This is a genomic window from Paenibacillus ottowii, from assembly GCF_006874425.1.
GTDB classification, from domain to species: domain Bacteria; phylum Bacillota; class Bacilli; order Paenibacillales; family Paenibacillaceae; genus Paenibacillus; species Paenibacillus ottowii.
The window spans coordinates 1-25,863 of record NZ_VIJZ01000012.1; the positions used below are offsets into that span (position 1 = coordinate 1).

The 25,863-nt window shown below is 46.9% G+C and carries 14 protein-coding genes; 9 read left to right on the top strand and 5 right to left on the bottom strand.

All coding sequences use genetic code 11. The annotated features are described in order from the left end of the window. The 4 genes from FKV70_RS22325 to FKV70_RS22340 form a co-directional block, all read left to right on the top strand. Positions 1-252 (top strand): condensation domain-containing protein (locus FKV70_RS22325; protein ID WP_244310813.1); only part of this gene is annotated, 252 nt, incomplete at its 5' end. Positions 253-425: 173 nt separating this feature from the next. Further along, the gene (locus FKV70_RS22330) at positions 426-11,657 is read left to right on the top strand and encodes a non-ribosomal peptide synthetase (RefSeq protein ID WP_244310814.1); all 11,232 of its coding nucleotides are present in this window, start codon (positions 426-428) and stop codon (positions 11,655-11,657) included. A 265-nt stretch (positions 11,658-11,922) separates the two neighbouring features. Next, positions 11,923-13,824 (top strand): serine hydrolase domain-containing protein, encoded by a 1,902-nt coding sequence (locus tag FKV70_RS22335; RefSeq protein ID WP_142614567.1) that lies wholly within the window; start codon positions 11,923-11,925, stop codon positions 13,822-13,824. A 101-nt stretch (positions 13,825-13,925) separates the two neighbouring features. Beyond that, entirely contained in the window at positions 13,926-16,970 is a 3,045-nt protein-coding gene (locus tag FKV70_RS22340; protein WP_142614569.1) for a chitinase N-terminal domain-containing protein, read from the top strand. 224 nt (positions 16,971-17,194) lie between these two features. Here the strand turns inward: FKV70_RS22340 and FKV70_RS22345 are convergent, their stop codons facing one another. Next, a complete protein-coding gene (locus FKV70_RS22345; protein ID WP_063210660.1) occupies positions 17,195-17,545 on the bottom strand; it encodes a hypothetical protein in 351 nt (116 codons plus the stop codon). A 372-nt stretch (positions 17,546-17,917) separates the two neighbouring features. Here FKV70_RS22345 and greA point away from each other — a divergent pair, with 372 nt between their 5' ends. After that, on the top strand, positions 17,918-18,397 hold the full coding sequence (gene greA / locus FKV70_RS22350) for a transcription elongation factor GreA (protein ID WP_142614572.1): 480 nt from the start codon (positions 17,918-17,920) through the stop codon (positions 18,395-18,397). A 137-nt stretch (positions 18,398-18,534) separates the two neighbouring features. Here the strand turns inward: greA and FKV70_RS22355 are convergent, their stop codons facing one another. Both FKV70_RS22355 and FKV70_RS22360 read right to left on the bottom strand, forming a co-directional pair. After that, complete coding sequence (locus tag FKV70_RS22355; RefSeq protein ID WP_142614574.1) at positions 18,535-19,074, bottom strand: transcription repressor NadR; 540 nt, start codon at positions 19,072-19,074, stop codon at positions 18,535-18,537. Further along, the gene (locus FKV70_RS22360) at positions 19,071-20,225 is read right to left on the bottom strand and encodes an IscS subfamily cysteine desulfurase (protein ID WP_142614576.1); all 1,155 of its coding nucleotides are present in this window, start codon (positions 20,223-20,225) and stop codon (positions 19,071-19,073) included. The genes FKV70_RS22355 and FKV70_RS22360 overlap by 4 nt, the downstream gene beginning before the upstream one ends. A gap of 155 nt (positions 20,226-20,380) precedes the next feature. On the opposite strand from FKV70_RS22360, the gene nadA reads away from it, so the two are divergent. Beyond that, positions 20,381-21,487, top strand: a complete 1,107-nt coding sequence (nadA, locus tag FKV70_RS22365; RefSeq protein WP_142614578.1) for a quinolinate synthase NadA — start codon at positions 20,381-20,383, stop codon at positions 21,485-21,487. Positions 21,488-21,529: 42 nt separating this feature from the next. Here nadA and FKV70_RS22370 read toward each other — a convergent pair whose 3' ends face one another. Continuing rightward, on the bottom strand, positions 21,530-22,888 hold the full coding sequence (locus tag FKV70_RS22370) for a PQQ-binding-like beta-propeller repeat protein (protein WP_142614580.1): 1,359 nt from the start codon (positions 22,886-22,888) through the stop codon (positions 21,530-21,532). A 175-nt stretch (positions 22,889-23,063) separates the two neighbouring features. Between FKV70_RS22370 and FKV70_RS22375 the strand changes: the two genes are divergently transcribed. The 3 genes from FKV70_RS22375 (at position 23,064) to FKV70_RS22385 (ending at position 25,121) form a co-directional block, all read left to right on the top strand. Next, positions 23,064-23,393, top strand: coding sequence for a hypothetical protein (locus tag FKV70_RS22375; RefSeq protein WP_231887424.1), 330 nt, complete (start codon positions 23,064-23,066; stop codon positions 23,391-23,393). Then, on the top strand, positions 23,359-24,192 hold the full coding sequence (gene yidC, locus FKV70_RS22380; RefSeq protein WP_142614582.1) for a membrane protein insertase YidC: 834 nt from the start codon (positions 23,359-23,361) through the stop codon (positions 24,190-24,192). The genes FKV70_RS22375 and yidC overlap by 35 nt, the downstream gene beginning before the upstream one ends. 257 nt (positions 24,193-24,449) lie before the next feature. Continuing rightward, positions 24,450-25,121, top strand: a complete 672-nt coding sequence (locus tag FKV70_RS22385) for a phosphatase PAP2 family protein (protein ID WP_142614583.1) — start codon at positions 24,450-24,452, stop codon at positions 25,119-25,121. A gap of 37 nt (positions 25,122-25,158) precedes the next feature. On the opposite strand, the gene FKV70_RS22390 is transcribed toward FKV70_RS22385, so the two are convergent. Then, complete coding sequence (locus tag FKV70_RS22390; RefSeq protein ID WP_063210678.1) at positions 25,159-25,809, bottom strand: undecaprenyl-diphosphatase; 651 nt, start codon at positions 25,807-25,809, stop codon at positions 25,159-25,161. Between the last annotated feature and the right edge of the window lie 54 nt (positions 25,810-25,863).

Consider the following 25,863-nt stretch of genomic DNA (forward strand, 5'->3'; position numbering starts at 1 on the left):
GTTCAGGAACACAGAACCTCCAAATTCGATTTGACCTTGTCCATGAGTGATGAAGACGGGCAGATCAAGGGTTCCTTTGAATATTGCACGAAGCTGTTTGGCGCCGATGCGATTGAACGATTAACCGGAGATTTGATAGCGATCCTGTCACAGGTTGGAGCCAATCCGGATTTGCTATTAAGCGATATTCAGGTGAATTCGAGCGAGCAACCGGAAGGCTTCTCGCCAGATTCCATTGACTTTGTTTTCTAAATCAGTTTTCTAAAAATGAATGATTTGACTTATTTTTCTTTGCATGTGCAGGGGCGGCGGCTTGTCCGACTGCCCTTGCCTGCAAAGTACTATTTTTCCGACATAATGCTCATTTACGTAGCAACGCACCATTCCAACCGGGGTACAAACCCCATGAAGCAGGAGGGATGTCATTGAAAGCCTTATTTGAGAAGGAAAAAAATTACTGGAGTCATAAGCTGGAATCTGAGGATCATATCATCTGTTTGCCATATACCAATCGTCTGTCCAGGGATACAACTGCAACGAATTCTAACTGTCATACGCACACGTTTACATTTCCATTAGAAATTTCCAAAAGAATATCATCTATAACAGGTGGGGCTCCATGGGCTGTTTTTATGGTCCTGCTTGCTGGAGTAGAAAGCTTATTGCATAAATACGCAGGTGAGGAATGTGTGCTGCTGGGCATTCCAGTAGCCAAGTCTGGCAACGGTGCTGCCAAGCCGATCAACCATCTGCTTCTATTAAAAAATACGCTAGATTCATCAACAACCTTCAAAACCTTGCTGTCTCAAATCAAAACCTCTGTCAGCGAAGCAATTGAACACCAAAATATCCCTTTTTGGAACTATACCGAGGGACTTGAAATTCCGCGTAACGAGAACGATAAGCCTCTTATTCACACCACGGCATCCCTGCAAAACATTCACACTTCTGATTTTCTGAACCATGTGCAATCTGAATTGGATTTTCAATTTCAATGGGAAAATGCAGCGGTTTCCCTGAATGTGACATACAGCAGCGACCGTTATGACCAGATGACGATTAAACGCTTTGTTGAGCAACTATTACGGCTGTACAACGTTGTTTTGCATCAGCCAGAGTTGGAGATTTGCACAGCACAAGTGCTGTCAGAGCAAGAAGTAGAGCAGTTGGTTCATACTTTCAACGATACAGTTGTAGATTATCCGAGTCATACGTCCATTCATGAATTGTTCGAGATGCAGGCGAAGCAGACACCTCAGCAGGTGGCAGTAGTGTCCGGACAAGATAGCCTGACCTATGGAGAATTAAATGAAAAGGCTAACCGACTGGCTCATTCTTTACTTAAGCAGGGAATTCGCACCGAGCAGACGGTCGGCATTGTAGCTGAACGCTCGATAGAGATGATCGTAGGTATGCTCGCAATTCTTAAAGCGGGCGGGGTGTATGTTCCGATTGATTCCGAATACCCGGACGAACGCGTGCGCTATTTGCTGGAGGATTCCGGTGCCGAAATACTACTTGTGCAGAAAATAGAACATCGGCCCACTGAGTTTAAAGGAATGGTGCTTGATTTAAGTGATGCTGCAATTTATGGAACGGATGATACTGATCGTTACGATCCAATTCTGCCGAATGATCATGGGACAAATACGGATCTGGCTGATATGGCATACGTGGACTGTCTAAATCCGTTTTACTCTATTTCCGCCCGTTCCGAACTGGCTTCTACTTCAACCACACAACCAGAAACCGTGCAAACAGAAGCTACGCAATCCGAACAAGCTGAACCAATACATCAAGTTTACGCAGCTGATCGTTTGGCTTATATTATGTACACTTCAGGTACAACAGGCCAGCCCAAGGGCGTTATGGTGGAGCATCGCAATGTCGTGCGTTTGGTGAAAAATACAAACTATGCACACTTGGATGCTGACACGCGCATTTTGCAGACCGGGTCTGTTGTCTTTGACGCGTCCACTTTCGAAATTTGGGGGGCGCTATTGAACGGTGGACAGCTAGTGCTGGTAAGTCAGGATGTGATTTTGGATGCAGCTAGACTTAAGGAAGCTGTCCGTAATCATGGCATAACCACGATGTGGCTGACCGCGCCGCTCTTTAATCAGCTTTCCCAGCAGGATTTGGAACTGTTCGAGGGAATACGGGAATTGTTGGTCGGTGGCGATGTATTGTCCGTGCTGCATATTAACCGGGTACTGAAGGCTCATCCAAACCTGCGGATTATTAATGGCTATGGTCCCACAGAAAATACGACCTTTTCCACTACACATGCGATCACTAGTGTGCAATCCGAATCCATTCCGATTGGGAGACCGATTCATAACTCAACAGCATATGTCGTGGACCATTCGATGCAGCTTCAGCCGATTGGAGCATGGGGAGAACTGCTCGTTGGCGGTGACGGGGTGGCTCGCGGATACTGCAACCGCCCGGACCTGACGAGCGAAAAGTTTATCGACAGCCCGTTCCGTAACGGCGAACGCTGCTATCGAACAGGGGACCTAGTGCGTTGGAATGCGGACGGGACGCTGGAATACAAGGGACGGATCGACGCACAAGTGAAAATCCGGGGCTATCGGATTGAATTGGGCGAGGTGGAAACGCAGCTGTTGAAGCTGGAGGCCGTTCGAGAAGCAGTTGTAATTGCACGGGAGGATGAGCAGGGACAAAAGCAGCTTTGCGCTTATGTGATAACCCATGCGGATGTACAGTTAAGTGAGCTTCGCAGCGCTTTGAGCCGGGAGCTACCAGGTTATATGGTGCCATCGTATTTTGTGCAGCTGGAACAATTGCCCTTGACGCCTAATGGCAAGGTGGATCGCCGGGCGTTGCCGCAACCGGAGGGAGGCATAAGCTCAGGCGCAGAATATGTACCTCCTCAAAATCAATTACAAGCACAACTAATCAGCATCTGGAAAGATGTGCTGGAGCTTGAGCGCATTGGCATTAAGGATAACTTTTTTGAAGCAGGAGGACATTCCCTGCGTGCGACCCATGTCATATCGCTTATCCATAAGCAATTGCGTAAAAATGTGCAGCTAAAGGACCTATTCCAGCACCCAACCATCGAACAGCTTGCGCAGGTCATTGAAGTACTGGAGCAAACAACCTATGAATCCATCCCTGTTTCGGAAAATAAGCCATTTTATGCGGTATCTTCGGCCCAAAAACGGATGTATATTCTCAATCAGCTTGATGGATCGGGAATTAGCTATAACATACCTGGCGCTCTGACACTGACGGGTTCACTTGATCATAAGGCACTGGATAATGCGTTCCATCAGCTTATTGACCGCCATGAAACATTGCGCACAAGCTTTGAGACCATGAATGGTGAACCTGTTCAGCGAGTACATAACGAGGTTCCTTTTCACATGGAGTTAACTTATGCTCACGGAGCTACCCAAAAGGAGACGGATGAGTTGGTACGTAACTTTGTCCAGCCGTTCGATCTTGGGCAGGCTCCGTTATTCCGAGTTGGTTTGATAGAAACAGATCCAGAGCATCATATTTTATTACTGGATATGCATCACATCATTTCGGACGGTACCTCTATAAATGTATTAATTCAGGATTTCATCCGCTTATATGAAGGAGATACGCTTCCGTCACTGCGTATTCAGTATAAGGACTACGCTGCTTGGCAGCGGGAACAGCAACAAAGTGAACGTTATCAGGAACAGGAAAACTACTGGCTTAATACCTTCGCAGGAGAACTGCCCGTGCTGGATATTCCAACCGATTATCCACGTCCGGCGGTGAGAAGCTTTGAAGGGGATGTACTGGAATTTACGCTCAATCAACGTCAAAGCGAAGGATTAAAAAGGATTGCGTTACAGACGGAGTCGACATTATATATGGTGCTGTTGGCTGCTTATACGGCTTTACTTAGTCACTATAGCGGGCAGGAGGATATTATTGTCGGTTCGCCAATTGCGGGGCGGCCCCATGCTGATCTAGGCAATCTGATCGGTATGTTCGTCAATACACTAGCAATCCGCAATTATCCGGAAGGCGGGAAAACATTCCGCGATTATGTGCTGGAGGTCAAGGAACACGCGTTAAAGGCTTTTGAACATCAGGATTATCCGTTTGAAGAACTGGTAGAAAAGCTGGGTGTGGATCGAGATTTAAGCCGCAATCCGTTATTTGATATCATGTTTGCTTTGCAAAACCTGGAGCAAAAAGAGCAGCAACTGGCAGGGCTGCAATTGGCACCCTATCCGAATGAACAAACGACAGCCAAATTTGATTTGAGTCTGTTCACGCAGGAGAATGAGGAACAAATTGCTTGCGGTCTTCAATACGGAACCCGGCTGTACAAACGGGAAACCATCGAACGTTTGGCTTTACATTTACAACAGCTGATCAATGTGGTGATAGAACAGCCCGATATCGCGCTTGCGGCTATAGAAATGGTTACGGTCCAAGAAAAAGAACAGCTTTTAGAGCAATTTAACACTGCAGCAGACTCCCCGTATCCACGGGATCAATTGCTGCATGTGCTGTTCGAGGAACAGGTTGAACAATCGCCGGATCGACTAGCGATCACTCTTGCGGACACACAGCTCACTTATCGCGAGCTGAATGAGCGTTCCGACCGTCTCGCACGCATACTTGCTTCCCATGGGATACGGCGCGGGTCTGAGACTCAGATACAGCGAGTAGGGATCGTGGCTGAGCGTTCCATTGAAATGGTCGTAGGGATGCTGGCAATTTTGAAAGCGGGAGGGGCATACGTCCCGATTGACCCCGATTATCCAGAGGAGCGTATTCGTTATTTACTGGAGGATTCCGGTGCCAGGCTGTTATTGTCACAGCGACGAGAGCAGGTTCCCTTTGAACCAGGTATTCCAGTCATCGACTTGAGTGACGCACACCTATGGAGTAGTGAATTTGAAGAATATACTCATATCGATGAGTCAGTTTCTATTTCAACTGGGGCATCTGCCTTAGATCTTTCACATGTCATATACACCTCTGGTACGACAGGCAAACCGAAGGGGGTTATGGTCAATCACCGTAATGTCGTACGGTTGGTGAAGAACAATAGCTTTGCCACGCTTGACGAAAATACACGTATGCTGCAAATGGGGGCAGTTGTATTTGATGCCTCCACCTTTGAAATTTGGGGAACGCTGTTGAATGGCGGTCAACTATATATCGTAAATCATGACACTATTTTGGATGCTGCCAAGTTTAAGCAGGCGATTGACAAGTATCGTATTAGCACCATGTTTATAACCTCGGCCTTATTCAATCAGCATTCGCAGCAAGACATTGGAGTGTTTGCATCTCTGAAGGAATTGCTCGTGGGTGGTGACGTGTTGTCTGTGCCACACATCAACCGCGTGCTGAAAGAGCACCCGCACCTTCGGTTGATCAATGCTTATGGACCGACGGAAAACACGACCTTTTCCACCACCTACGACATTCCTGAACCGCAAACCCAGTCTGTTCCCATTGGGCGTCCGATTGATCATTCGACCGTTTATGTGGTCAATCGCTTGTTAAAACTGCAGCCTATTGGAGCATGGGGCGAGCTGCTCGTTGGTGGCGATGGCGTGGCACTCGGGTATCTGAATCGGCCTGAGCTTACGGCACAAAAGTTTATTGAAAATCCATTCCGGCCTGGAGAATATTGCTATCGTACAGGAGATTTGGTGCGTTGGCGTGCTGACGGCGTACTGGAATATAAGGGAAGAATGGATGAGCAGGTCAAAATTCGCGGCTACCGCATCGAACTGGGTGAAGTTGAAACCCGTTTGTCCACGATTGCAGGTGTGAAGGAATCGGTTGTTATCGTGCGGCAGGATGACCACGGGCAAAAACAGCTGTGTGCATATTTTGTAACAGATAGCGAATTAAGCGCTAGCGATTTACGTAACGCTTTATCGCAGGATCTGCCGAACTATATGGTACCTTCCTACTTTGTGCAGCTATCCAGACTGCCCTTGACGCTGAATGGCAAAGTAGACCGTCGGGCACTGCCTATGCCTGAAAATAATCTCGATACAGGCATGGATTATGTGGCACCTGAAACAGATGTTCAACAAGCACTGGCTGCGGCTTGGGGAGCCATTCTGGGCATTCAGAAGGTTGGGATAAAAGATAACTTTTTTCATTTGGGTGGTGACTCCATTAAGGCCATTCAAGTGTCGTCTCGCTTGTTTCAGGCTGGATACAAGCTGGAAATGAAGGACTTGTTTAAATACCCGACAATTGCAGATTTAAGTACTTATATTCAGCCAGTTAACCGAGTAGCCGAGCAGGGCGAGGTTACCGGAAATGTTGTGCTTACACCGATTCAGCGCTGGTTCTTTGAACAGCCAACGGGTGAACCACACTATTTCAACCAATCGGTCATGCTCTATCGGCGGGAAGGCTATGATGAACAGGCGCTTCGGCAGGCGCTCTATCAGATTACAACGCATCATGATGCGTTGCGTATGATTTTCCAGTCGTCGGAGAACGGATATACAGCAAGGAACCGAGGTGTAGATGAAGGTGAACCGTACCACTTGAAGTGCTTTGACTATAGAAACAGCGATGTCAATGAAGGGGATTTGGAGCGGGTAATTGAGGCTAAATGCAATGAAATTCAATCTGGTATTTCTCTGAGCGAAGGGCCATTAATGAGGCTCGGCCTGTTCCGTTGCCCGGATGGAGATCATCTGCTGGTTGCGATTCATCATTTGGTGGTAGATGGAGTATCCTGGCGCATCTTATTTGAGGATTTGGCGACAGCATATGAGCAAGCCTCCAAGGGTGAACAGGTAATTCAGTTACCTCACAAGACGGATTCGTTCCAAACGTGGGCCGAGAAGCTGTACGCTTATGCCAACAGTCCGGTCATGGAACGTGAGCGGGCGTATTGGGAGGAGCTTGCACAAGCGGAACTGGCTCCTTTGCCACAGGATTACGGACATAACGAGCATAATAAGCCATTGATTGGCGATAGTGAGTCGGTTACTGCTTTATGGACAAATGCAGAGACAGAGCAACTGCTCAAGCAGGCCAATCGTGCCTACCGTACAGAAATTAATGATCTGTTGCTGACGGCGGTAGGAATGGCATTACAAGCATGGAGCGGAAATGATCGTTTCCTGATTAATCTAGAGGGACATGGACGTGAAACTATTCTTCCAGAGGTGGACATTACCCGGACGATAGGGTGGTTTACGAGCCAATATCCTGTTTTACTCGATATGCCAGAAGAAACGGCTCTTTCGCAGCGGATTAAACATGTGAAGGAAGGACTTCGCAGTATCCCGCAAAAAGGGATCGGATACGGTGTATTGAAATATTTAGCGGAAGCATCGCCAGCCCTGTTTGAAGCAGATCCTGAAATCAGTTTTAACTATTTGGGACAATTTGATCAGGATATGAAGGGAAATGACCTGCAGTCATCTCCATACAGTGGGGGCATGCCACTTAGCCCAACTATGGCTCGGACCTATACGCTGGATTTTGGCGGCATGATTTCGGGAGGCCAGTTGGGGCTGACGATTAGCTATAGCCGAACCTGTTATCGAGCAGAGACGATCGAGCGATTGGCGAAATTACTGGAATCGAGCCTGCGCGAGATCTTGAATCACTGTATCCATAAGGAACATACAGAGCTGACTCCAAGTGATATTTCATATAAAGGAATGAGTATCGAGGGCTTGGACAGCCTGTTATCTGAGATGGGCGCTGCGGGTGAGATCGACAATGTATATACACTGACCCCAATGCAAAAAGGAATGCTGTTCCACAGCCAGCTCGACAGTCAAGCAGCTGCCAATGACGCGTATTTTGAGCAGGTTTCTTATGACATGCAAGGTCAGCTGGACATCAAGGCTTTTGCAGAAAGCCTGAATATTTTGGTTCGTCGACATGAGGCGCTGCGTACACACTTTTATTTTGGACGGGATACGGAGCCATTGCAGGTGGTATATCGAAACCGGGATTGCGGCTTCTATTACGAAGATTTACGAGAACTGGATAGCGATCAAAGGGATATCTGGCTGAAGAACTTCAAATTGAAGGATAAAGCACGGGGCTTTGATCTGCGTCGGGATGTCCTGCTACGTGTAGCGATTTTACGCACCGGGGAAGACAGTTACCATTTTGTGTGGAGCTTCCATCATATCGTGATGGACGGCTGGTGTCTGTCCCTTGTGAACAAAGAAGTGTTCGAGGGCTATGCAGCACTTCGGGAGGGCAGAGCTCCAGAACTGGCACCAGCAGTTCCGTACAGCCGCTTTATTGAATGGCTGGAAGCACAGGATCGCAAGACGGCAGTCGACTACTGGAGCAGCTATTTGTCCGGGTATGAACAGCAAACAGCACTGCCAGCTGTAAAATCCGGGCGCAAGAGTGAAGGCTATATGGCCAGTGATTGGATGACGGATTGGGAACCTGAGCTGGCCCTTCAGGTGGAGGAGACGGCCAAGCGGTATCAGGTGACCATGAACACATTGTTACAAACTGCATGGGGGGTTTTGCTGCAAAAGTATAACAATCACAGTGATGTTATATTTGGCAGTGTCGTCTCAGGCCGTCCATCGGAGATTATCGGAGTCGAGCATATTATCGGATTGTTCATTAATACCATTCCTGTTCGCATCCGTAGTGAAGCAGGAGAATCTTTTGCAGAGGTTATGAAGAAAATGCAGGAGCAAGCGCTGGCATCTCATGCGTATGATACGTATCCGCTGTTTGAAATTCAGGCTTTGACCGATCAGAAACAGAATTTAATTAACCATATTATGGTGTTTGAAAATTATCCGGTGGATGAGCAGATTGAGGAAATGGGAAGTGACGGGCAGGAGTTATTCTCGGTTTCAAACGTGATGGCTACAGAGCAGACTAACTATGATTTGAGCATCGTCGTTATGCCGGGAGAAGGTATAAAAGTTCGGTTTATGTATAATTCGGTTAGCTTTGATCAAGCAGATATTGAGCGTCTGCATGGACATTTTGTACATCTGCTGGAGCAAGTTTTGCTTAACCCGAATATTTGTGTTGAAGATCTGGAATTGGTTACATCGTCGGAAAGGCAACAAATTATTGGGGAGTTTAATGACACAGCCCTAGCATATCCCTGCAATCAGACGATCCAAAAACGGTTTGAGGAGCAGGTGGAACGCACGCCTGATCAGATTGCCGTCGTTTGGGGTAATGAATCTTTAACTTACCGTGAATTGAACAAGCGAGCCAATCGTCTTGCACGCACCTTGCGCGCGAAGGGGGTTAAACCAGATCAGTCGGTAGGGATTCTGGTATATCGCTCGCTGGACATGATCATAGGCATCTATGCGATCCTCAAGGCAGGCGGAGCCTATGTGCCGATTGATCCGGAATTTCCGGCCGACCGCATCTGCTTTATGCTGGAGGATTCGGGCGCGAAGCTGGTGCTAACGCAATCGCATTTAGCGGAGCAAGCCTCGGTGAGTTTCGACGGTCAGGTGCTGGTGCTGGATCGCGAGGATATCTACGACGAAGATAGCTCGAATTTGGAGCCACTGGCCGGACCGCACCATGTTGCGTACGTCATCTATACCTCCGGTTCGACGGGAAAACCGAAGGGCGTGATGGTAGAGCACCATTCCGTGCTGAACCGGATTTTGTGGATGCATGACCGCTACGGCTTGAGTGCGGAAGATACCATCCTGCAAAAGACTGCCTTCACCTTCGACGTGTCGGTGTGGGAGCTGTTCTGGTGGTCGATGGTCGGCTCGAAGGTAAGCCTGTTGTCCGTGGGCGGGGAAAAGAACCCCGAAGACATCGTTGATACGATTGCCCGCGATAGTGTGACCACGATGCACTTTGTACCGGCCATGCTGCATGCATTCCTGGAGTATGTGGAGCAGCAGCCACGGGAAGTGATGCAAGCGAAACTGGCAACGTTAAGTCATGTCTTTGCCAGCGGCGAAGCGTTGCCGCCACAGCATGTAGCGAGGTTCCAGCGGCTCGTGTCGAGCCTGGCCGGAGCGAAGCTGGTCAACCTGTATGGTCCGACCGAAGCAACGGTGGACGTGTCGTACTTCGATTGCGAGCCATCAGAGGAATATGCAGTGATTCCAATCGGAAAACCGATTCAAAACATCCGTCTGTACATCGTGAAGGAAGGCATGGAGCAATTGCAGCCGATTGGGGTTGCAGGGGAACTATGCATCGGCGGTGTCGGCGTAGCCCGTGGGTATCTGAACCGTCCAGAGCTGACGGCCGAGAAATTTGTGAAGGATCCGTTCTCTGGTGGTGAAGCCGGATACGAACGGATGTATCGCACCGGCGATTTGGCAAGATGGATGCCGGACGGCAACATTGAATATCTGGGCAGGATTGATCATCAAGTGAAAATCCGGGGTTACCGGATTGAACTGGGGGAAGTAGAGGCACGGCTGGCAAGTGTACCATCCGTACGGGACAGCGTTGTTATCGCTTTGCAGGATGGAGCAGGTCAGCAGCAATTATGTGCTTACTTCACTGCTGACGACCAGTTGACCGTCCGTGAGATTCGAACAGTGTTGTCGGGCAGTCTACCGAGCTATATGATTCCATCCGTATTCGTACAGATGGATCGTATTCCACTGACTGCCAATGGCAAGATTAACCGTAAGGCGTTGCCTGCGCCAGACACAGCACTAAGAGCAGGTACAGAATATGTCGCACCGCGAACCGATGTGGAGCAGTTGCTGGCAGCCATTTGGCAGGAAGTGCTCGAAATCCCGCAAGTGGGTATCCACGATGACTTTTTCATGTTAGGTGGGCATTCCTTGAAGGTACTGGAGCTTATACGCAAAATTTACCTTGCCACAGACATCGAGCTTCCCATCCGCAGTGTTCTGGAGTATCCGACTATAGAAGAGCAGGGGCTGGTATTACTGAAGTCTGATCTGGAATATAAGGCGGATAGTCCAATCATTCGGTTAAATGAACACGGTCCGGTCTCCATCTTCTGTTTTCCGCCTATGCTTGGATATGGGCTGTCGTTCGCAGAGCTTGCAAAGCAGCTGGACCAAGACGCCGTCGTGTATGGATTAGAATTCGTAGATGATGTTGCAGACGAGCAGGCCATGTTGGCACGATATGTTGATTTAATCATCAGCACGCAGGCGCAAGGTCCGTATGTGCTGCTTGGTTATTCCATAGGTGGTAATCTGGCGCATAAGGTTGCCGACACACTGGAGCGCCAAGGTCATACTGTATCCGATATTTTAATGCTCGATTCGGTCAAAAGGGCAGAAGCCCTGCCTTTCACAAACGAAGAAACAGAGCGGGAAATTCATGCCATGCTGGAACAGGTTCCCGAATCCTATCGTGAGCTGTTGAATGAAACGTACCAGCGTAAAATGATCGCTTATGCGGTGTATGGCAACCAGCTTGTGAACACAGAAAGCGTCCAGGCGAATATTCATGGCTTTGTCGCTGCTGGATCGGAAACGGTGAAAGGTACAGGAGATAATAAACTTTTATGGAAAGATGCTACACAAGGAAGCTATGAAGAACATAGCTTGATTGGGAATCATTATGAACTGCTGGAACCCGGATTTATCGAAGAAAATGTAAAAAGTATCCGTGCCACATTACAAAAGATAACTCAGAACATGAACAAGGACATGACACAAGGTTTGGCCCATCATAATTCTTGAAAATTGCCGGTCGATGATTTAACCAACTGGCATTACTAATTTTATCTGTAACCCATGAATCCTGATCGAACAGGTAAGAAGCCTTCTGCTTACGCGATTCGATCAGGATTCGCTTTATCATGTGCACTCCCGAGATGGGAAGTGCGATGATTCCATAGCGCCTTGCTGATGGCTCCCATTCGGGGTATAAAGATCTGCTCGCTATGCAATCACCGCACGGTTCAAATTATCAAATCAAACTCATACGTAAGGAGAGAACTTGAATATGAAGAATAGAGGCATTTGCTACCTATCCACATTTTTAGCAGTGTTGTTTCTCTGGAATCTGTTCATTGCTTCGGCATGGGCAGCAGACAGTATAACACCTCATTCAGTGGAAAAAGCAGTGGACGATATCATGAGTACAGAATTAGAAAATTTGCATATTCCGGGAGCTGCCGTGGTTGTGACCCAGGAAGACCACATTCTTTTTAGTAAAGGGTATGGATATGCAGACCTGGAGCGGAAAAGGGTATTCGACCCGGCGAAGACTATTGTTCGTGTGGGTTCGCTAACCAAATCATTTAGTGCAAGCGCAACGATGCAGTTGGTCGAGCAGAACAAGCTTGATTTGAATGAAGACGTAAACCGCTATCTCCACAGCTACAAAGCTTCGCAATACCAAAATCATCCCTTTAATCTGCATCAGCTTCTGACACATACTGCGGGATTAGATGAAGCGATATACGACATTAACAGATCGACTCGGGCAGGCGTTTTACCTACAGAGCAGTATCTCAGCACGTATTTTAAAAATCAGCCACCTATTCGTAAACCTGGAGTTCAGTATGAATACAGTAATGTCGCCTTCGGTCTGATCGGTAATATCGTGGAGCAAGTAACCGGTCAGGGACTGAATGATTACCTCCGTACACATCTATTCCAGCCCATGAATATGCGCAGCGCGACACTGGAGTTGCCGTTAAATCATCCGGAACTGGCCCAATCGTATCATTGGAAGCATGGAGCTTATGTAAAACAACCCTTATCGTATATCAATCTGCCGGGAGCAGGAGCATTGAACGTCACCCCCAACGATTTTTCCCATTATCTGATTACTCATTTAAACCAAGGAGAGTATGAGGACAAAACGGTGCTCCAGCCGCAAACGGTAAAAATGATGCATGCACAGCAATTTACAGCAGATGCCCGCCTGGATGGCTTGGGCTATGGATTTTTCCGCGGTCAACTGAAGACGGGGTTACCCATGTTGTGGGCTACCGGGGAAATTGATGATTTTATTTCCGAAATGGTACTGATTCCGTCCCAAAAGATCGGTATTTTTGTGACCATCAATTCAGCCGACACAGATACCCTGCTACATGGTAAAGTCATTGACGCGATAGCCCAAATGCTTCCCGCAAAACCGCATGCCACTTCTCAGTCAATGGCTCATTCTGCCGCGCAAGTGAAGCTTTCGCCGGACATCGAGGGCGTATATCAGGTAGATACTACGCCTGTTCATGGATGGGGAAAATGGATTCGGATACTGGGAGGTATTAAATACACCGTTCGAATTCAAGATGACCATACGTTAATTGTTAAAGGAAAATACCCAAATCAGAATGAAACAACAGACAAAGTTTTTCAAGCAGCAGGTGATGGACTCTTTGTGGAGAGGGGGGGCCAGCTCAAAGTTTTGCTATATCAGGATAAGGGTACGTGGATGATGATTGCCCCAGATAGTAAGACCATGAGGCAGACAACACTTTGGCACCGTACCTGGACGCTGCTCGTCAGCTATGCTGCCGCATCCTTATTTTTTATCACAACCCTACTGATTTGGATCATAAGGTATGTGCTTAGAGCTATCCGTAAAACGAATAATCACATTTCATCCAATCTGGCATACATCGCGTTACTAAATACGATTTTTCTCGGCGTCCAGGTCGTCTATGGCAACAATCAGATGGTGTATGGCTATCCCGCCTGGTATGTTTGGGGAATTTGCATGCTGCCGCTCCTTTCAGCACTCCTTGCTGTGTGGGTATTGATCGTGAATAGCACAAAGCTGATTACCGGGGAAACAAGAGCCCGGGCTGCTGGAAAAATCCTTTTTGCGGTACTCACATTGCTGCATACGGCCTATCTCTTTTATTGGAACTTCCTCCCATTCCATTATTCCTAAAGATTTACAAACCATCGCATGTCCGAACATAAATGAATGCTAACATTTATATTTAGTGCCCCTCTAAGAGGGGCCTTAAACCAATAAACAGGAGGAATAGAATGGGAATCTTTCATCGTCTTACATCCCGCAGCTTCAAATACGCAACTGCTATGGTTTTCACTTTATCGTTGTATACTGGTGTTGTGGGCAGTGTGCAACCGGCCCATGCAGAAGGTCCAGCTGACCCAGCCCCTTATATTGCAGCCAAAGTGGTCAATGAGAATGCTGGTAAAAAAGTGTTGTTCGATAATACACATGGACAGACGGCTGGCGCAGCAGATTGGGTGATTGATGGTGGATTCTCAGATTTCGGACAAGCCCTTGCCATCAATGGCTACGATGTTCATGAACTTCGCCAATCTACACCCATTACTTATAATGACTTAAAGAATTATGATGTATTTGTGACAGCAGAGCCTAATATTCCTTTTAAACAAAGCGAACAAGCAGCAATGGAACAGTATGTTAAAGCAGGCAATAGCATTTTTTTCATTGGAGATCATTATAACGCCGACCGCAACAAGAATCGCTGGGATGGATCAGAAAGTATCAACGGGTACCGTCGTGGTGCATGGGAAGACCCTGCAAAGGGAATGAGTGAAGAGGAAAAAGGCTCGGCAACGATGCAGGGCGTAGTTAGCTCAGATTGGCTAGGCAGTCAGTTTGGTATACGTTTTCGCTACAATGCATTAGGCGATATCACGGCTAACCAGATTGTTGAGCCTGCACAGGCGTTTGGCATTACAACGGGTGTGAGTAATGTGGCGATGCACGCAGGATCAACATTGGCGATTGTTGACCCGACCAAAGCCAAGGGGATCGTATATCTGCCTAAAACCAATCAGGCTTGGGGGAATGCAGTTGATCAGGGCGTCTATAACGGAGGAGGTATAACGGAAGGACCTTATGCTGCTGTAGCCAAAGTCGGTCTAGGCAAAGCTGCTTTCATTGGGGATTCATCTCCTGTTGAAGACGCAACGCCAAAATACTTGCGTGAAGAGACAGGAACCAAGAAGACAACGTATGACGGCTTTAAGGAGCAGGATGACGCCGTGTTACTGGTCAATATGGTAGACTGGTTGTCCAAGAAGGAGGAGTATACCAGCCTATCGGATATAAAAAACTTACAGCTTGATCAGCCGACGGCGTTATTACCTTTTGAAGAACCACAGGCTTCCACGGAACCGCAAGCCGAGCCTTGGTCTGCTCCTGCTGCCGGTTACAAATGGTGGGATTCGCAAACATTCAAGGCCGGTTCCTATGGCGGACCTACAGCCAGTGCACAGCCAGTGTACAGCATCGTTCGTCAGGAGCAACTGCCGAATGCCCAGCCTTTTCAAATTCGCATAGTTGCTGACCAACTGGCTTCGGGTAGCACGATTAGTGGATTCAGCACAGGGATTTATGTGGCGGGCGGTAATCAGGTAGCCCAGATTCAAAATCCGGATGGAAGCTGGCCAACCTCCTACGGTTATAGCGGAACTTTTAGTCTGGAATCCGATAGCAAGGGGCATGCCTATAAGGACTTGACGGTGCGGGTTAAGCCGGGTACCAGTGGTTCAGCTAATCTTAGGTTGAGACAAAACGGCAGCAACCTGCTGACCCAGTCCGTCGTGCTGGCAGATGTCCCAGCCCAACCATTGCCCGATGAAGGAAATACGATTCCAGCTCGTATCCGTGTCGCAGAAGCACGAAGTCTTCCGGCTGGTGAAGTTGTGACCTTAGAGGGAGTTGTGACGACAGAACCAGGGGCATTCGGCGGCCAAGCCTTTTACATGCAGGACGAAAGTGGCGGTATTTATGTATATCAAAATCAAAGCGGCTTTCACCAAGGTGATCGAGTAAAGATTACAGCGAGCTTAGCGCTGTATAACAGTGAACTGGAGTTGACCGATCCAGTGACCGTTGAAAAAACGGGTGAAGGACAACTTCCGCAAGCTGTGCAAGTCACCGAGTTGAGTGATGCGAACCAAGGACAACTGGTTGAGCTTCCTGCTGCAATGATCCGTAATGTGATAGATGCAACACCTGCAGGTTCGTTTGAATTTGATGCAGTTGCGGGTGAGGTTAGCCATCATGTGCGAATCGATGCACGAACAGGCTTAACACGCACATCTTTTCCATATCAAGAAGGGCAGCAAGTGAAGCTGAAGGGGATTTCATCAATTTTCAAAGGGAGTTATCAGTTAAAGCCGCGCGGGCTCGATGACTTTTCAACTCAGAATGGTGCTGCTCTGCAAGAGGTAGAGCTTTTGCTGGATCAAACAACCTTTAACGTTGGGGATACAGCAGCCACACATCTCAAGGGTACGCTGACAGATGGCAGTCAAGCCGATCTAAGTCATGCATCTGTTCAGTATATCAGCAGTCATGAATCCGTTACGCTGGATACGTATGGAGAACTTCGGGCCATAAAAGAGGGGAGCGCTGAGATTACAGCCAGCGTCACCTTGGACGGTAAAACGGTCGTATCCAATGCTGTAACCGTTAGAGTCGAGAAAACCGCTACAGGTGAAGTGCCGGGTAAACCTGTGCTGTCTCATGACAATGGTCAGGATACCGGACTGAAGGACGGCGATTACAACATTACCATGAATCTGTGGTGGGGTACGAACGGTGATGAACTCAAGCTGTATGAAGATGACAAGCTGATCGCAACCCAATCGTTGCAAAGAGCTTCCCCTGGAGCACAACATGCAGTCATTTCTGTTACAGGCAAGGGCAACGGCACCTACACGTATACAGCCGAGCTGATCAACGCTTCCGGGAAAACGGTCAGCGACCCGTTAACTGTTGAAGTAACGGATGCTTCTCCAGGCATTCCGGTGTTGTCTCATGACAATTGGGACGGTGACGGCACCTATACCCTGACAATGAATATGTGGTGGGGGACAAATGCAACCAAGTACAACCTGTATGAAGATGGTAAGCTGATCGACACGCAAAAACTGTCGAGCCAAAGCCCGCAGGCCCAAAGTGCTGTGACCAACATTCAAAACCAAAAGCCAGGTACGTATGAGTATCGGGCCGAGCTAGTCAATGCTGCCGGAGAAGTTTCCAGTCAAACCATAAGTGTAGAAGTGAAGGAGCGTAATTCGAAATGATAGGCCGTTAAAAAATAAGAGCATCTATTGAGCTCGCGAGAGCCGATAGGTGCTTTTTTGTTGGGAATTATCATTTTAGGTTTGAGTAGGCGAAGCGGAAAGTCCCTCTATTTCTGAGGAGCCATAGAAGAACAGAGTGACTAGAATCACAATAATGATTACCTCTGCAAAATATTCTCCATCAAACTCACTCAACACAAATGTCTCCTTTCGCTTTCTGTTAATTATTTATTATTTACTTTCTGGGAAAAGGCTTGTATCACCTGATCCAATGTCATATTTCCGTTATCATTTAAAAATTTCACCATATTATCGACATTGGTAGGGGCAGATGCTAATGTTTTGTATTTTCCTGTGAGTCCTAAAAATAAAGTTGCTTGTCTGTATAAAGTCACAGAATCGACGTTTAGTTTTCCTGTTAGTAGGAGGGCTGCGACTAGGACCTCCACATTTTTTCCTTGAAGTGCGGAAAAGATAGCTGAATTACTGTTTAATCCATTTTTCTTTTGACCGTTGGGAGGGGATTTGGATTTACGATTCCCGTTCCCATTGCCATTCTTTCCTAAGGAAGCCATTGAATCTTCCTCCCGCCATACACTGCTCCTGTCTGGTTTTCATGAGATATGGGACAAGGGCAGCGGCACTGCACGTGCTCATTAAAATTACGTTATGATCATACGATATGCGAACAATAAAGCTTTGGTTACCATGTGGAAACTATGCTCGAAGGTAGCTGACTGCTAATTTTCTGAATTTCTTTTCGCATGTTGGTCCAATTTAGAGTAAACTACAATAAAGCAAGCTAAATGAGCACTGTGCATCAACTCTAGGAGCATTATCCAATCAGCAAAAGATGGACCCTAACGGTTTAGCTCGTTTAGATAATGTATATTCGAGTGTTGAACTTGAATGATGCAAAGTGCTGAAATAGGAGTTGAAATAAGACTATGTCGAATGAAGAAGTATTGTTAACTAAAGAGGGATTAGCCAAGTTAGAGGAAGAGCTGAAGGAACTGAAGACGGTAAAACGCAAGGAGCTAGCCGAACGCCTCAAATTAGCCATCAGCTATGGAGATCTAAAGGAAAATAGTGAATATCATTCAGCCAAGGACGATCAAGCGTTTATGGAAACACGGATCATGGTCTTGGAAAAAATGTTGACCAAAGCTCGGATTGTAGATCAAAGTAATCTCGATCTTGAAACAGTCGGGATCGGATCTACAGTTATTCTGAATGACATCGAATTTTCGGAGAAGATGGAATACAAAGTTGTAAGTCCTGCTGAGGCAGATGTTCTGGATAACAAAATTTCCTATGAGAGCCCTTTAGGCAAGGCACTTTTGGGGCAAAAAGTGGGTAGTATCATTCATGTTGATGCCCCCATGGCTGTAATCAAATATGAGCTGCTGGAAATTAAGCTTACCTAGTCCATTCCCGATTCCCTTTATAAGGGGGCCGGGATTTTTCATTTCTAGCTATTTGCAAAACCGTCTGTATGGAATGCATTTGCACTCCACACACTGGACGGATTTCTTGGCTTTGCTATCGTACTTTCGTACTTAGATTAATCAGTCATCAGGAAGCCAGCTTGCTCCAGTGCAGCGCAGGCATCATTGATTTTATCTTCATCCGAGGCATTCAAGGTATGCAGGTGGATGCCTCCAGTCAGTTGGGACAGATAAGTGGCTTGGGTGGAACTGATCTTACGTATAAAATCGTCCACTTCTTTGCGAGTTCCGACCCGTATTGGAGCAGTCAAATCTCCATATACTGGATGCTCAACGATGACATCCTGCACACTGACACCGTGGTCCACAATCAGTTTTAATTCTTCTTCTGCTTGTTCAGGTCCGTGTTTACACACAATAATACGAGAGGCTGAAGGAGCGGCATGAGCCGCAGGCTCCATATAAATGTATCCTTGACTTGTTGCAAGGATGGGTTCCTGGCTTGCTTTTAACAGGGAAATATCTTGTACAATTACTTGTCTTGAAACGGAGGACCTGCGTGCCAGTTCGCTCCCGGTCAACGGCGATTCGTTTTTGAGCCACAATAATAGCTGTTCTCGGCGATCCGTACCTGACCGTTTTAAAGATTCAGTCAACGGGATAAGCTCCTTTCTTGTCGATGCTTCAGGTCTGTCAAAATATCTACCAGTACATTTAATTCCTCGATGGTGGTTGTCCTGCCGAAAGAAATACGGATAAACTGTAAGGCTTCACGACCGGATGCTCCAAGCGCCTGTAAGGCAGGCGAAGGCTCGTGATGTCCGGCGGCACATGCGCTACCAGTAGATATACAGACACCGCTGCGATTACATTCCAGCATAACATATTGTCCCTCGTAACCGTCAAAAAAACATCCCACAATATGATGAAGCACAGCTTTTTTCTCGCTTTCCTGTACGACCCAACGTAACGGAATGGATCTCTCCTGAATTTTCGCAATAAAGTATTTTCGCAGGGTAGCGTATCGCTCCAGATGCATCTCCATCTGTTCGGTCATCATTTCTGCCGCCGCGACAAAGGCTGCGATTCCAGGAACATTAACCGTTCCAGGACGAAATCCGTTTTCATGCAGTGTATCGGGATACACTGGACGCCATGGCGTTCCAGGTTTGAGATATGCAGCACCGACACCCTTGGGGCCATACACTTTATGGCTTGATATAGAGAGTGCATCCACTCCCATGGCTTCTACATCAATGTGCACATTTCCGAATGTTTGTACCGCATCACTATGCAGCATAATACCGCGTTCGTGAAGCAGAGGAGACAAGGCGGCAAGATCCTGAATCAGACCTGTTTCTGAGTTGGCGTGTTGTACCGATACAAGCCCGGTGTTGTCTCTAAGATGGGGGATAAGAACTTCACGAGTTATTCGTCCTTCCTGATCTGGTTGCACAATGGTCAGTTCATAGCCCTGTTGTTCTAACTTTGTGGCAAGATTGTACATCGAGTGATGTTCCAAAGCGCTCATAATCCAATGCTTTTTGTGCTGCGGCAACCCGTTCAGGATCGATTGCACGATCAACATATTGGATTCTGTTCCTCCTGTTGTAAAATAGATGCCTTCCGGTTGCCCGCCAATCATATTTGCCATTCGTTGCCTGCTATAATCTAGTGTGTAGGCTGCCTGACCGCCTGCATCATGGAGGCTGCTGGCATTTCCGAACATTTCCTTATTCAACACGCTATATATATGCAAAGCTTCGTCACACATGGGTGTAGAAGCGGCATAGTCCAGGTAAATCACAGCCAATCCTCCCTGCTTAAAATTAATTCCATTCCAAAAACTCTTGAGATTATTGTAGGCATGTGTAAATATAGGTGTCAAGACACATGTAAACATATGCGGTTATCTATTCGTGGGAAAAGGACAGTCAGCCGCAAGGATATGGAGGGATTTGAATGTCTATGCTAGACGTTTTACAAGGAAATCGTGGACTTATGCCAGAGCATTATAAAACACTGTCGTTTGCTGACATGGAGCAACGTGTAGCTGAACTGAAACAAAAATGGGGCTCAAAGCTGCTTATTCCAGGCCATCACTATCAGAAGGATGAGGTTATCCAATTTGCTGATATCACAGGCGATTCTTTACAGCTCGCTCAAATGGCTGCAAAAAATCAGGAAGCGGAGTTCATTGTGTTTTGCGGGGTTCATTTTATGGCGGAGACAGCGGATATGCTGACTACCGATCGGCAAACCGTTGTTCTGCCAGATATGCGCGCAGGCTGCTCGATGGCTGATATGGCGAACATGGAGCAGACGGAACGAGCATGGAAGCATTTGCAGGAGTTGGTAGGTGATACGATCATTCCATTAACGTATGTAAATTCCACCGCAGAGATCAAAGCCTTTGTAGGGCGGCATGGCGGCGCTACTGTGACCTCTTCGAATGCCAAGCAGGTGCTGGATTGGGCACTGAAGCAAAAGGAACGTATTTTATTTTTGCCGGATCAGCATCTGGGACGCAATACAGCCTATGATCTTGGAATCCCGCTGGATGAAATGGCTGTATGGAATCCCATGACCGATCAGTTGGAGACTGAACAAAACCCAGAAACCATAAAAATCATTTTATGGAAAGGGCATTGTTCAGTTCATGAAAAATTTACGATAGATCATATTCGGAACGTCCGTGAACGCGATAAGAATATCCGGGTTATCGTTCACCCCGAATGCTCTTATGAGGTTGTGCAGCTTGCAGATTGCGCGGGTTCTACCAAGTTCATCATCGATACGATCCGTGCGGCAGAGCCAGGAACCCGATGGGCGGTCGGTACGGAGATGAATCTCGTGCAACGAATCAAGCAGCAGTATCCTGAACAGCAAATTGAATCGCTCAACCCTGATATGTGTCCTTGTCTGACCATGAACCGGATCGATCTCCCCCATTTGCTGTGGGCAATGGAGCAGATTGATCGGGGAGAGCCTGTGGGGGTCATTCGTGTGGATGCTCAGATCAGACAGGACGCTGTACAGGCACTGAATCGTATGCTTGCTATTCGTTAAGTTTTTAACGTATCGTAAGAGCGTACTTTCTAGTGAATACTTCTATTTTAAGGAAGCAGGGAGCTTGACGCCAAGCAGACGGCTCCCACTTTGAATAAATATCATCCCGCCGGATTTGAGCGTTGGACCGAAGGAACGTGAGCCGGTGTTCACAGTAAACACGGGTTTTAAGGTCATTAAGTCATAGCCATGAAAAACGCCATCCGATTGCCCGATATAGACTCCTTTGCCAATTACGTCAGCTTGAACCGTCGGATTATCCCCATCGAATTGAATGAATTGACCTGTAGACAGCTTCATGGCAGTTAGTCTGTTGGAACTATAATCTTCGTAGAAAATGCGACCTTCATGGATAGCAGATAAAGAAGAGAGGTGTCCATAGCTTTCTTGTGACCACTTGTGGGCAGGCTTGCTGTCTGGCTTGTAGTTCCAGAAGTCATAGGAAGCTAGTATCTTTCCCTGAAAGATATATAGATCTTTGCCGTACAAGAAAGCAGTACCAGATACACCGCCAGATTGGTAATCACCGTCTTTATTTTTAGGCTCCGTCCAGCGATACTGTCGATCTCCTTTAGATTTACCTGTCTTGAGGTCGTATTGTGCGATCGTAACTTTATGGTTAACCGGGTCATCATCCTCCATCATAAACGTGTTGGTAACGGAGTATACAACCCCGTCTTTGACCGCTAGTGGAAAGGAAGTTCTGAAGTTGTCCCAGAGCTTTTTGCCAGTTTTGGCGTCATATGCATTGATCTGCTCAAAGGTCAGGCTGCCCTGTACGTTGTAATTGCGGATGAGGACGCCATCGGTTTCCATGAGTTTGTCCAGACCGTGGTACAAGTCCTTTTCCTCACTAATCTTCCATTTGAGTTTGCCGCTAGCAGCATCAACGGCAGCGGTATGCTCCGATTGTGTAATGTATACTGTAGAGCCAATTCGATGAATATGATCTGCCTTTGTATATCCTAACGGAGTGGTCCAAGCTTTCTTGCCTGATGTTGTTACGGCATAGATGGCGCCGCTCTGTGTCATCCCATAAATGATGCCATTGCTCTGGATTAAAACAGGGGTAAGCTGATCACCATACTGCCACAATTTTCGTCCTGAGCTGGCCTCAAGAGCAACCAGTCTGTGGTTAGAATCAATTGCGAACACCTTATTGTTTACTGCTACTGCAACTGTTTGCTCTGAATATGGGGCACTATCAGTTGGGATAACAGGAAAAGACCAGGTAGGCTTGATCACAGGTGCCTGGATCGCAGTGCTATAAGCTCCGCTGCTCATGGTAACCGCAGATTGCTCTGCACTTACTTTTTGAGCGAATCCACTGCTGATCAGGGGTAGACCGAGGCTGATTATTGCTAATCCTGTACATAATGTATTAATTGCCGTTTTTCTCATACGCGCTGGCTCCTTTAATAGTTAATAGGGGAGTAAGCTTTACAGAATATTTCCTTTGATTAGACTGTAAATAAATCCAAAAGTTTCATGTAAGGTTAGTGTGATCTCTATCTCTAATTAAAGATTAGTCGATTGTCCGGTTTCGTGCTATAATTGTAGCAACATACCGAAGGAGGTGAATCCCTTGTTTGAGCTTCAGGACTTGCTCCCCTATTTACTTACGATTGGCTTGCTGTGTACAGTGACGTATACGTATCTTGCACATTTGCATGGCAGCATAGACGAATGCTGGGTCGAAGGCGGGCCCGTCCGCTCGCATGCTTCTCCGCTGATGCCGATGTCTGCCCGCGGACAGGACATGCCTGTCCGGCTAGCACGTCACATTCGGCGGAAGGAAGCGCCGGATGAAGATGCTTCCGATTGTTCTCCCTTGTTGAATGATGGCACAGTCAATCAACGAGGAGGAACATATGAAACGATTCAAGGGATTCACTTTTTGGGGTAAACAAGAACGGATATTGGGTTTAATCGCAGCCTTGGCGCTGGTCATGCTGCTGTCTGGTTGTGGTGCGAATGCCGCGGAGATTAATGCGCAGACACCTGGTTTTTTTAATCATTATGTAGTATTTCCGCTTTCTTGGCTCATTCAGCATTTGGCACAATGGTTTGGTGGAAGCTTTGGTCTGGCGATCATGACTTTAACATTCATTGTCCGTCTGGCTTTACTACCGCTGATGATGCGCCAAACACGTGCCCAGCAGGGAATGAAGCGCAAGATGAGCGCTATGCAGCCTGACTTAGACCGAATTAAGAAGAAGTATGAAAATAAGAAAGACGCCGCCAGCCAGCAGAGTATGCAGCAGGAAATGATGGCGTTATACAAAGAGCATCAATTCAATCCGCTCAATATCGGTTGTCTGCCTATTCTGATTCAGCTTCCGATTTTAAGCGGTATGTATACTGCGATCAGGCTCACGCCAGAGCTGGCCTCTCACTCTTTCCTCTGGTTTCGGCTCGGACAGCCGGACTGGATTTTGGCCATTATCGTTGCAATTGTATACTTGGCGCAGTCCAAGCTTTCTCAGTTCCAGATGACGGCTGACCAGCGCAAGCAATTGGCTATCATGGGTTATCTTTCACCGATAATGATGGCGGTCTTTTCCTTTAATGCTCCTGCGGCTATGCCTTTATACTGGACCGTAAGCGGCACCTTTTTGCTGCTTCAATCGCTGTGGTTTCGCAAACGGTATCCAATCGAGGAAGCAGAGAATAAGATTAAACTCAGCGAAGTTACGCCAACCTAACAGGAAAATGCGATTTGTTTGATATAGAATTGCGTCTGCAGTATTCACGTGTAATGACTAGATGCCATTTCGAGCCTATAAGTGCTTGGGTGGTGTCTTTTTTTATGCTATTTTTGCATCAGAGGCACCATGCTTTAATCTAAAGGCTAATCTTTTCTGAAATGATACTAGAAAAGTGGGTAAAGTAAATACATGGACGATATGAATGCTGCATTTTGTTTGATTATGGGATGAAGATGATGGAGGACCTCTAAACAATGAAGCAATTACCTACGAAATTGCCGATTTCCCTGGCGCTGCTTACATGTATAATATGTGCCCTCGGTTTTGGCTTAATCGCATTATGGGTCAGCGACCAGCAAGTACGGCATTTTGACTACAGGATTATTACAGCTATTGAACAGTTGGAGTCGCCTGCTATGACACTTCTTATGAAATGTTTCACCATAATCGGCAGCGGGATTCCAGTGGTGATTATCATTTTAATTGCCATGTTCGTCCTTTATAGCGTATTGGGACACCGCCGAGAATTGCTTTTTTTAGCGGTTGCGGTGCTGGGATCGGTGCTGCTGAATACGGTACTAAAAATGCTATTTCGACGTGCGAGACCTGAAATCCACCGCATTATTGAAGCTAATGGATATAGCTTTCCAAGCGGACATTCCATGACAGCTTTTAGTATGTATGCGGCGCTGACGTTTTTATTGTGGAAGCATGTCCCTTCCAGGAGAGGTCGTATCCTTCTTGTTGTGCTTAGTAGTCTGCTCATTTTGGCGATCGGGATAAGCCGTATCTATTTGGACGTGCATTATCCGAGTGATGTTGTGGGGGGCTATTTCATGAGTGGTTGCTGGATGGCGGCCTGCATTTGGTTCTATCAGCGTTATGAAGAACGAAAATTATCAATTCGTACCAAATCGACAGCCTAATGAGCGGCATAGATGTGAAGTTAAAAAAGCAGATGCATTAGCGTCTGCTTTTTATTTGGACAGAGGAAGTGGGTTTGTCCATCTTAGTTTTCGTCTGTGCCACAGGCTTAAGCCCCAGCTTCTGCTCCCATTGTTCATAAAAAATAATAGCCGCTTGCATGAAGATGCCTGGAAGCTTCCGACTGCGAATGAATTTATGAACACCAACTGCGCAGCCTGCCCCAATGAGCGCTCCTGCCAAAATATCTGAAGGATAGTGAACCCCGGTCCATACACGGGATATTGCAATAAGCACAGCCAAGACCATCCAGAGGACACGATATTTTTGATGATGAAGCCATAGAATTGCTGCGAGAGCAAAAGCTCCAAGTGCATGGTTGCTCGGAAACGAAGCATTGGGATCATGATGAATAAGCTGAATGACCGTGTGCCCGACAAAAGGCCGATCTCTGTAAAACAAGTGTCCAAGTCCCCAACTAATTATAAAACCGATACAAACCGTGATAACGGCTTCTAAAACCATCATCCGATGTGGTGTTTTAAAGGTGAACCAGTACACCAGTAAAGCTACTCCGAATAGATACGGTGCATATTGCGCCAAGAAACGCATAGTCCCATTCAAAAAGGCGAGGTGATTAGCCAATTCATTGATCCAGTGAAACAAGGCAAAGTCTACATTAATTAACATGAATAAATTACTCCTTAACCTCAAAAAATTGAATTACAAAGTTATATTATAGAG

Coding starts and splice junctions, on each gene's coding strand:
- FKV70_RS22335 (WP_142614567.1), top strand. CDS start 11,923: ATGAAGAATAGAGGCATTTGCTACCTATCCACATTTTTAGCAGTGTTG.
- FKV70_RS22340 (WP_142614569.1), top strand. CDS start 13,926: ATGGGAATCTTTCATCGTCTTACATCCCGCAGCTTCAAATACGCAACT.
- FKV70_RS22345 (WP_063210660.1), bottom strand. CDS start 17,545: ATGGCTTCCTTAGGAAAGAATGGCAATGGGAACGGGAATCGTAAATCC.
- greA (WP_142614572.1), top strand. CDS start 17,918: ATGTCGAATGAAGAAGTATTGTTAACTAAAGAGGGATTAGCCAAGTTA.
- nadA (WP_142614578.1), top strand. CDS start 20,381: ATGTCTATGCTAGACGTTTTACAAGGAAATCGTGGACTTATGCCAGAG.
- FKV70_RS22370 (WP_142614580.1), bottom strand. CDS start 22,888: ATGAGAAAAACGGCAATTAATACATTATGTACAGGATTAGCAATAATC.
- yidC (WP_142614582.1), top strand. CDS start 23,359: ATGAAACGATTCAAGGGATTCACTTTTTGGGGTAAACAAGAACGGATA.
- FKV70_RS22385 (WP_142614583.1), top strand. CDS start 24,450: ATGAAGCAATTACCTACGAAATTGCCGATTTCCCTGGCGCTGCTTACA.
- FKV70_RS22390 (WP_063210678.1), bottom strand. CDS start 25,809: ATGTTAATTAATGTAGACTTTGCCTTGTTTCACTGGATCAATGAATTG.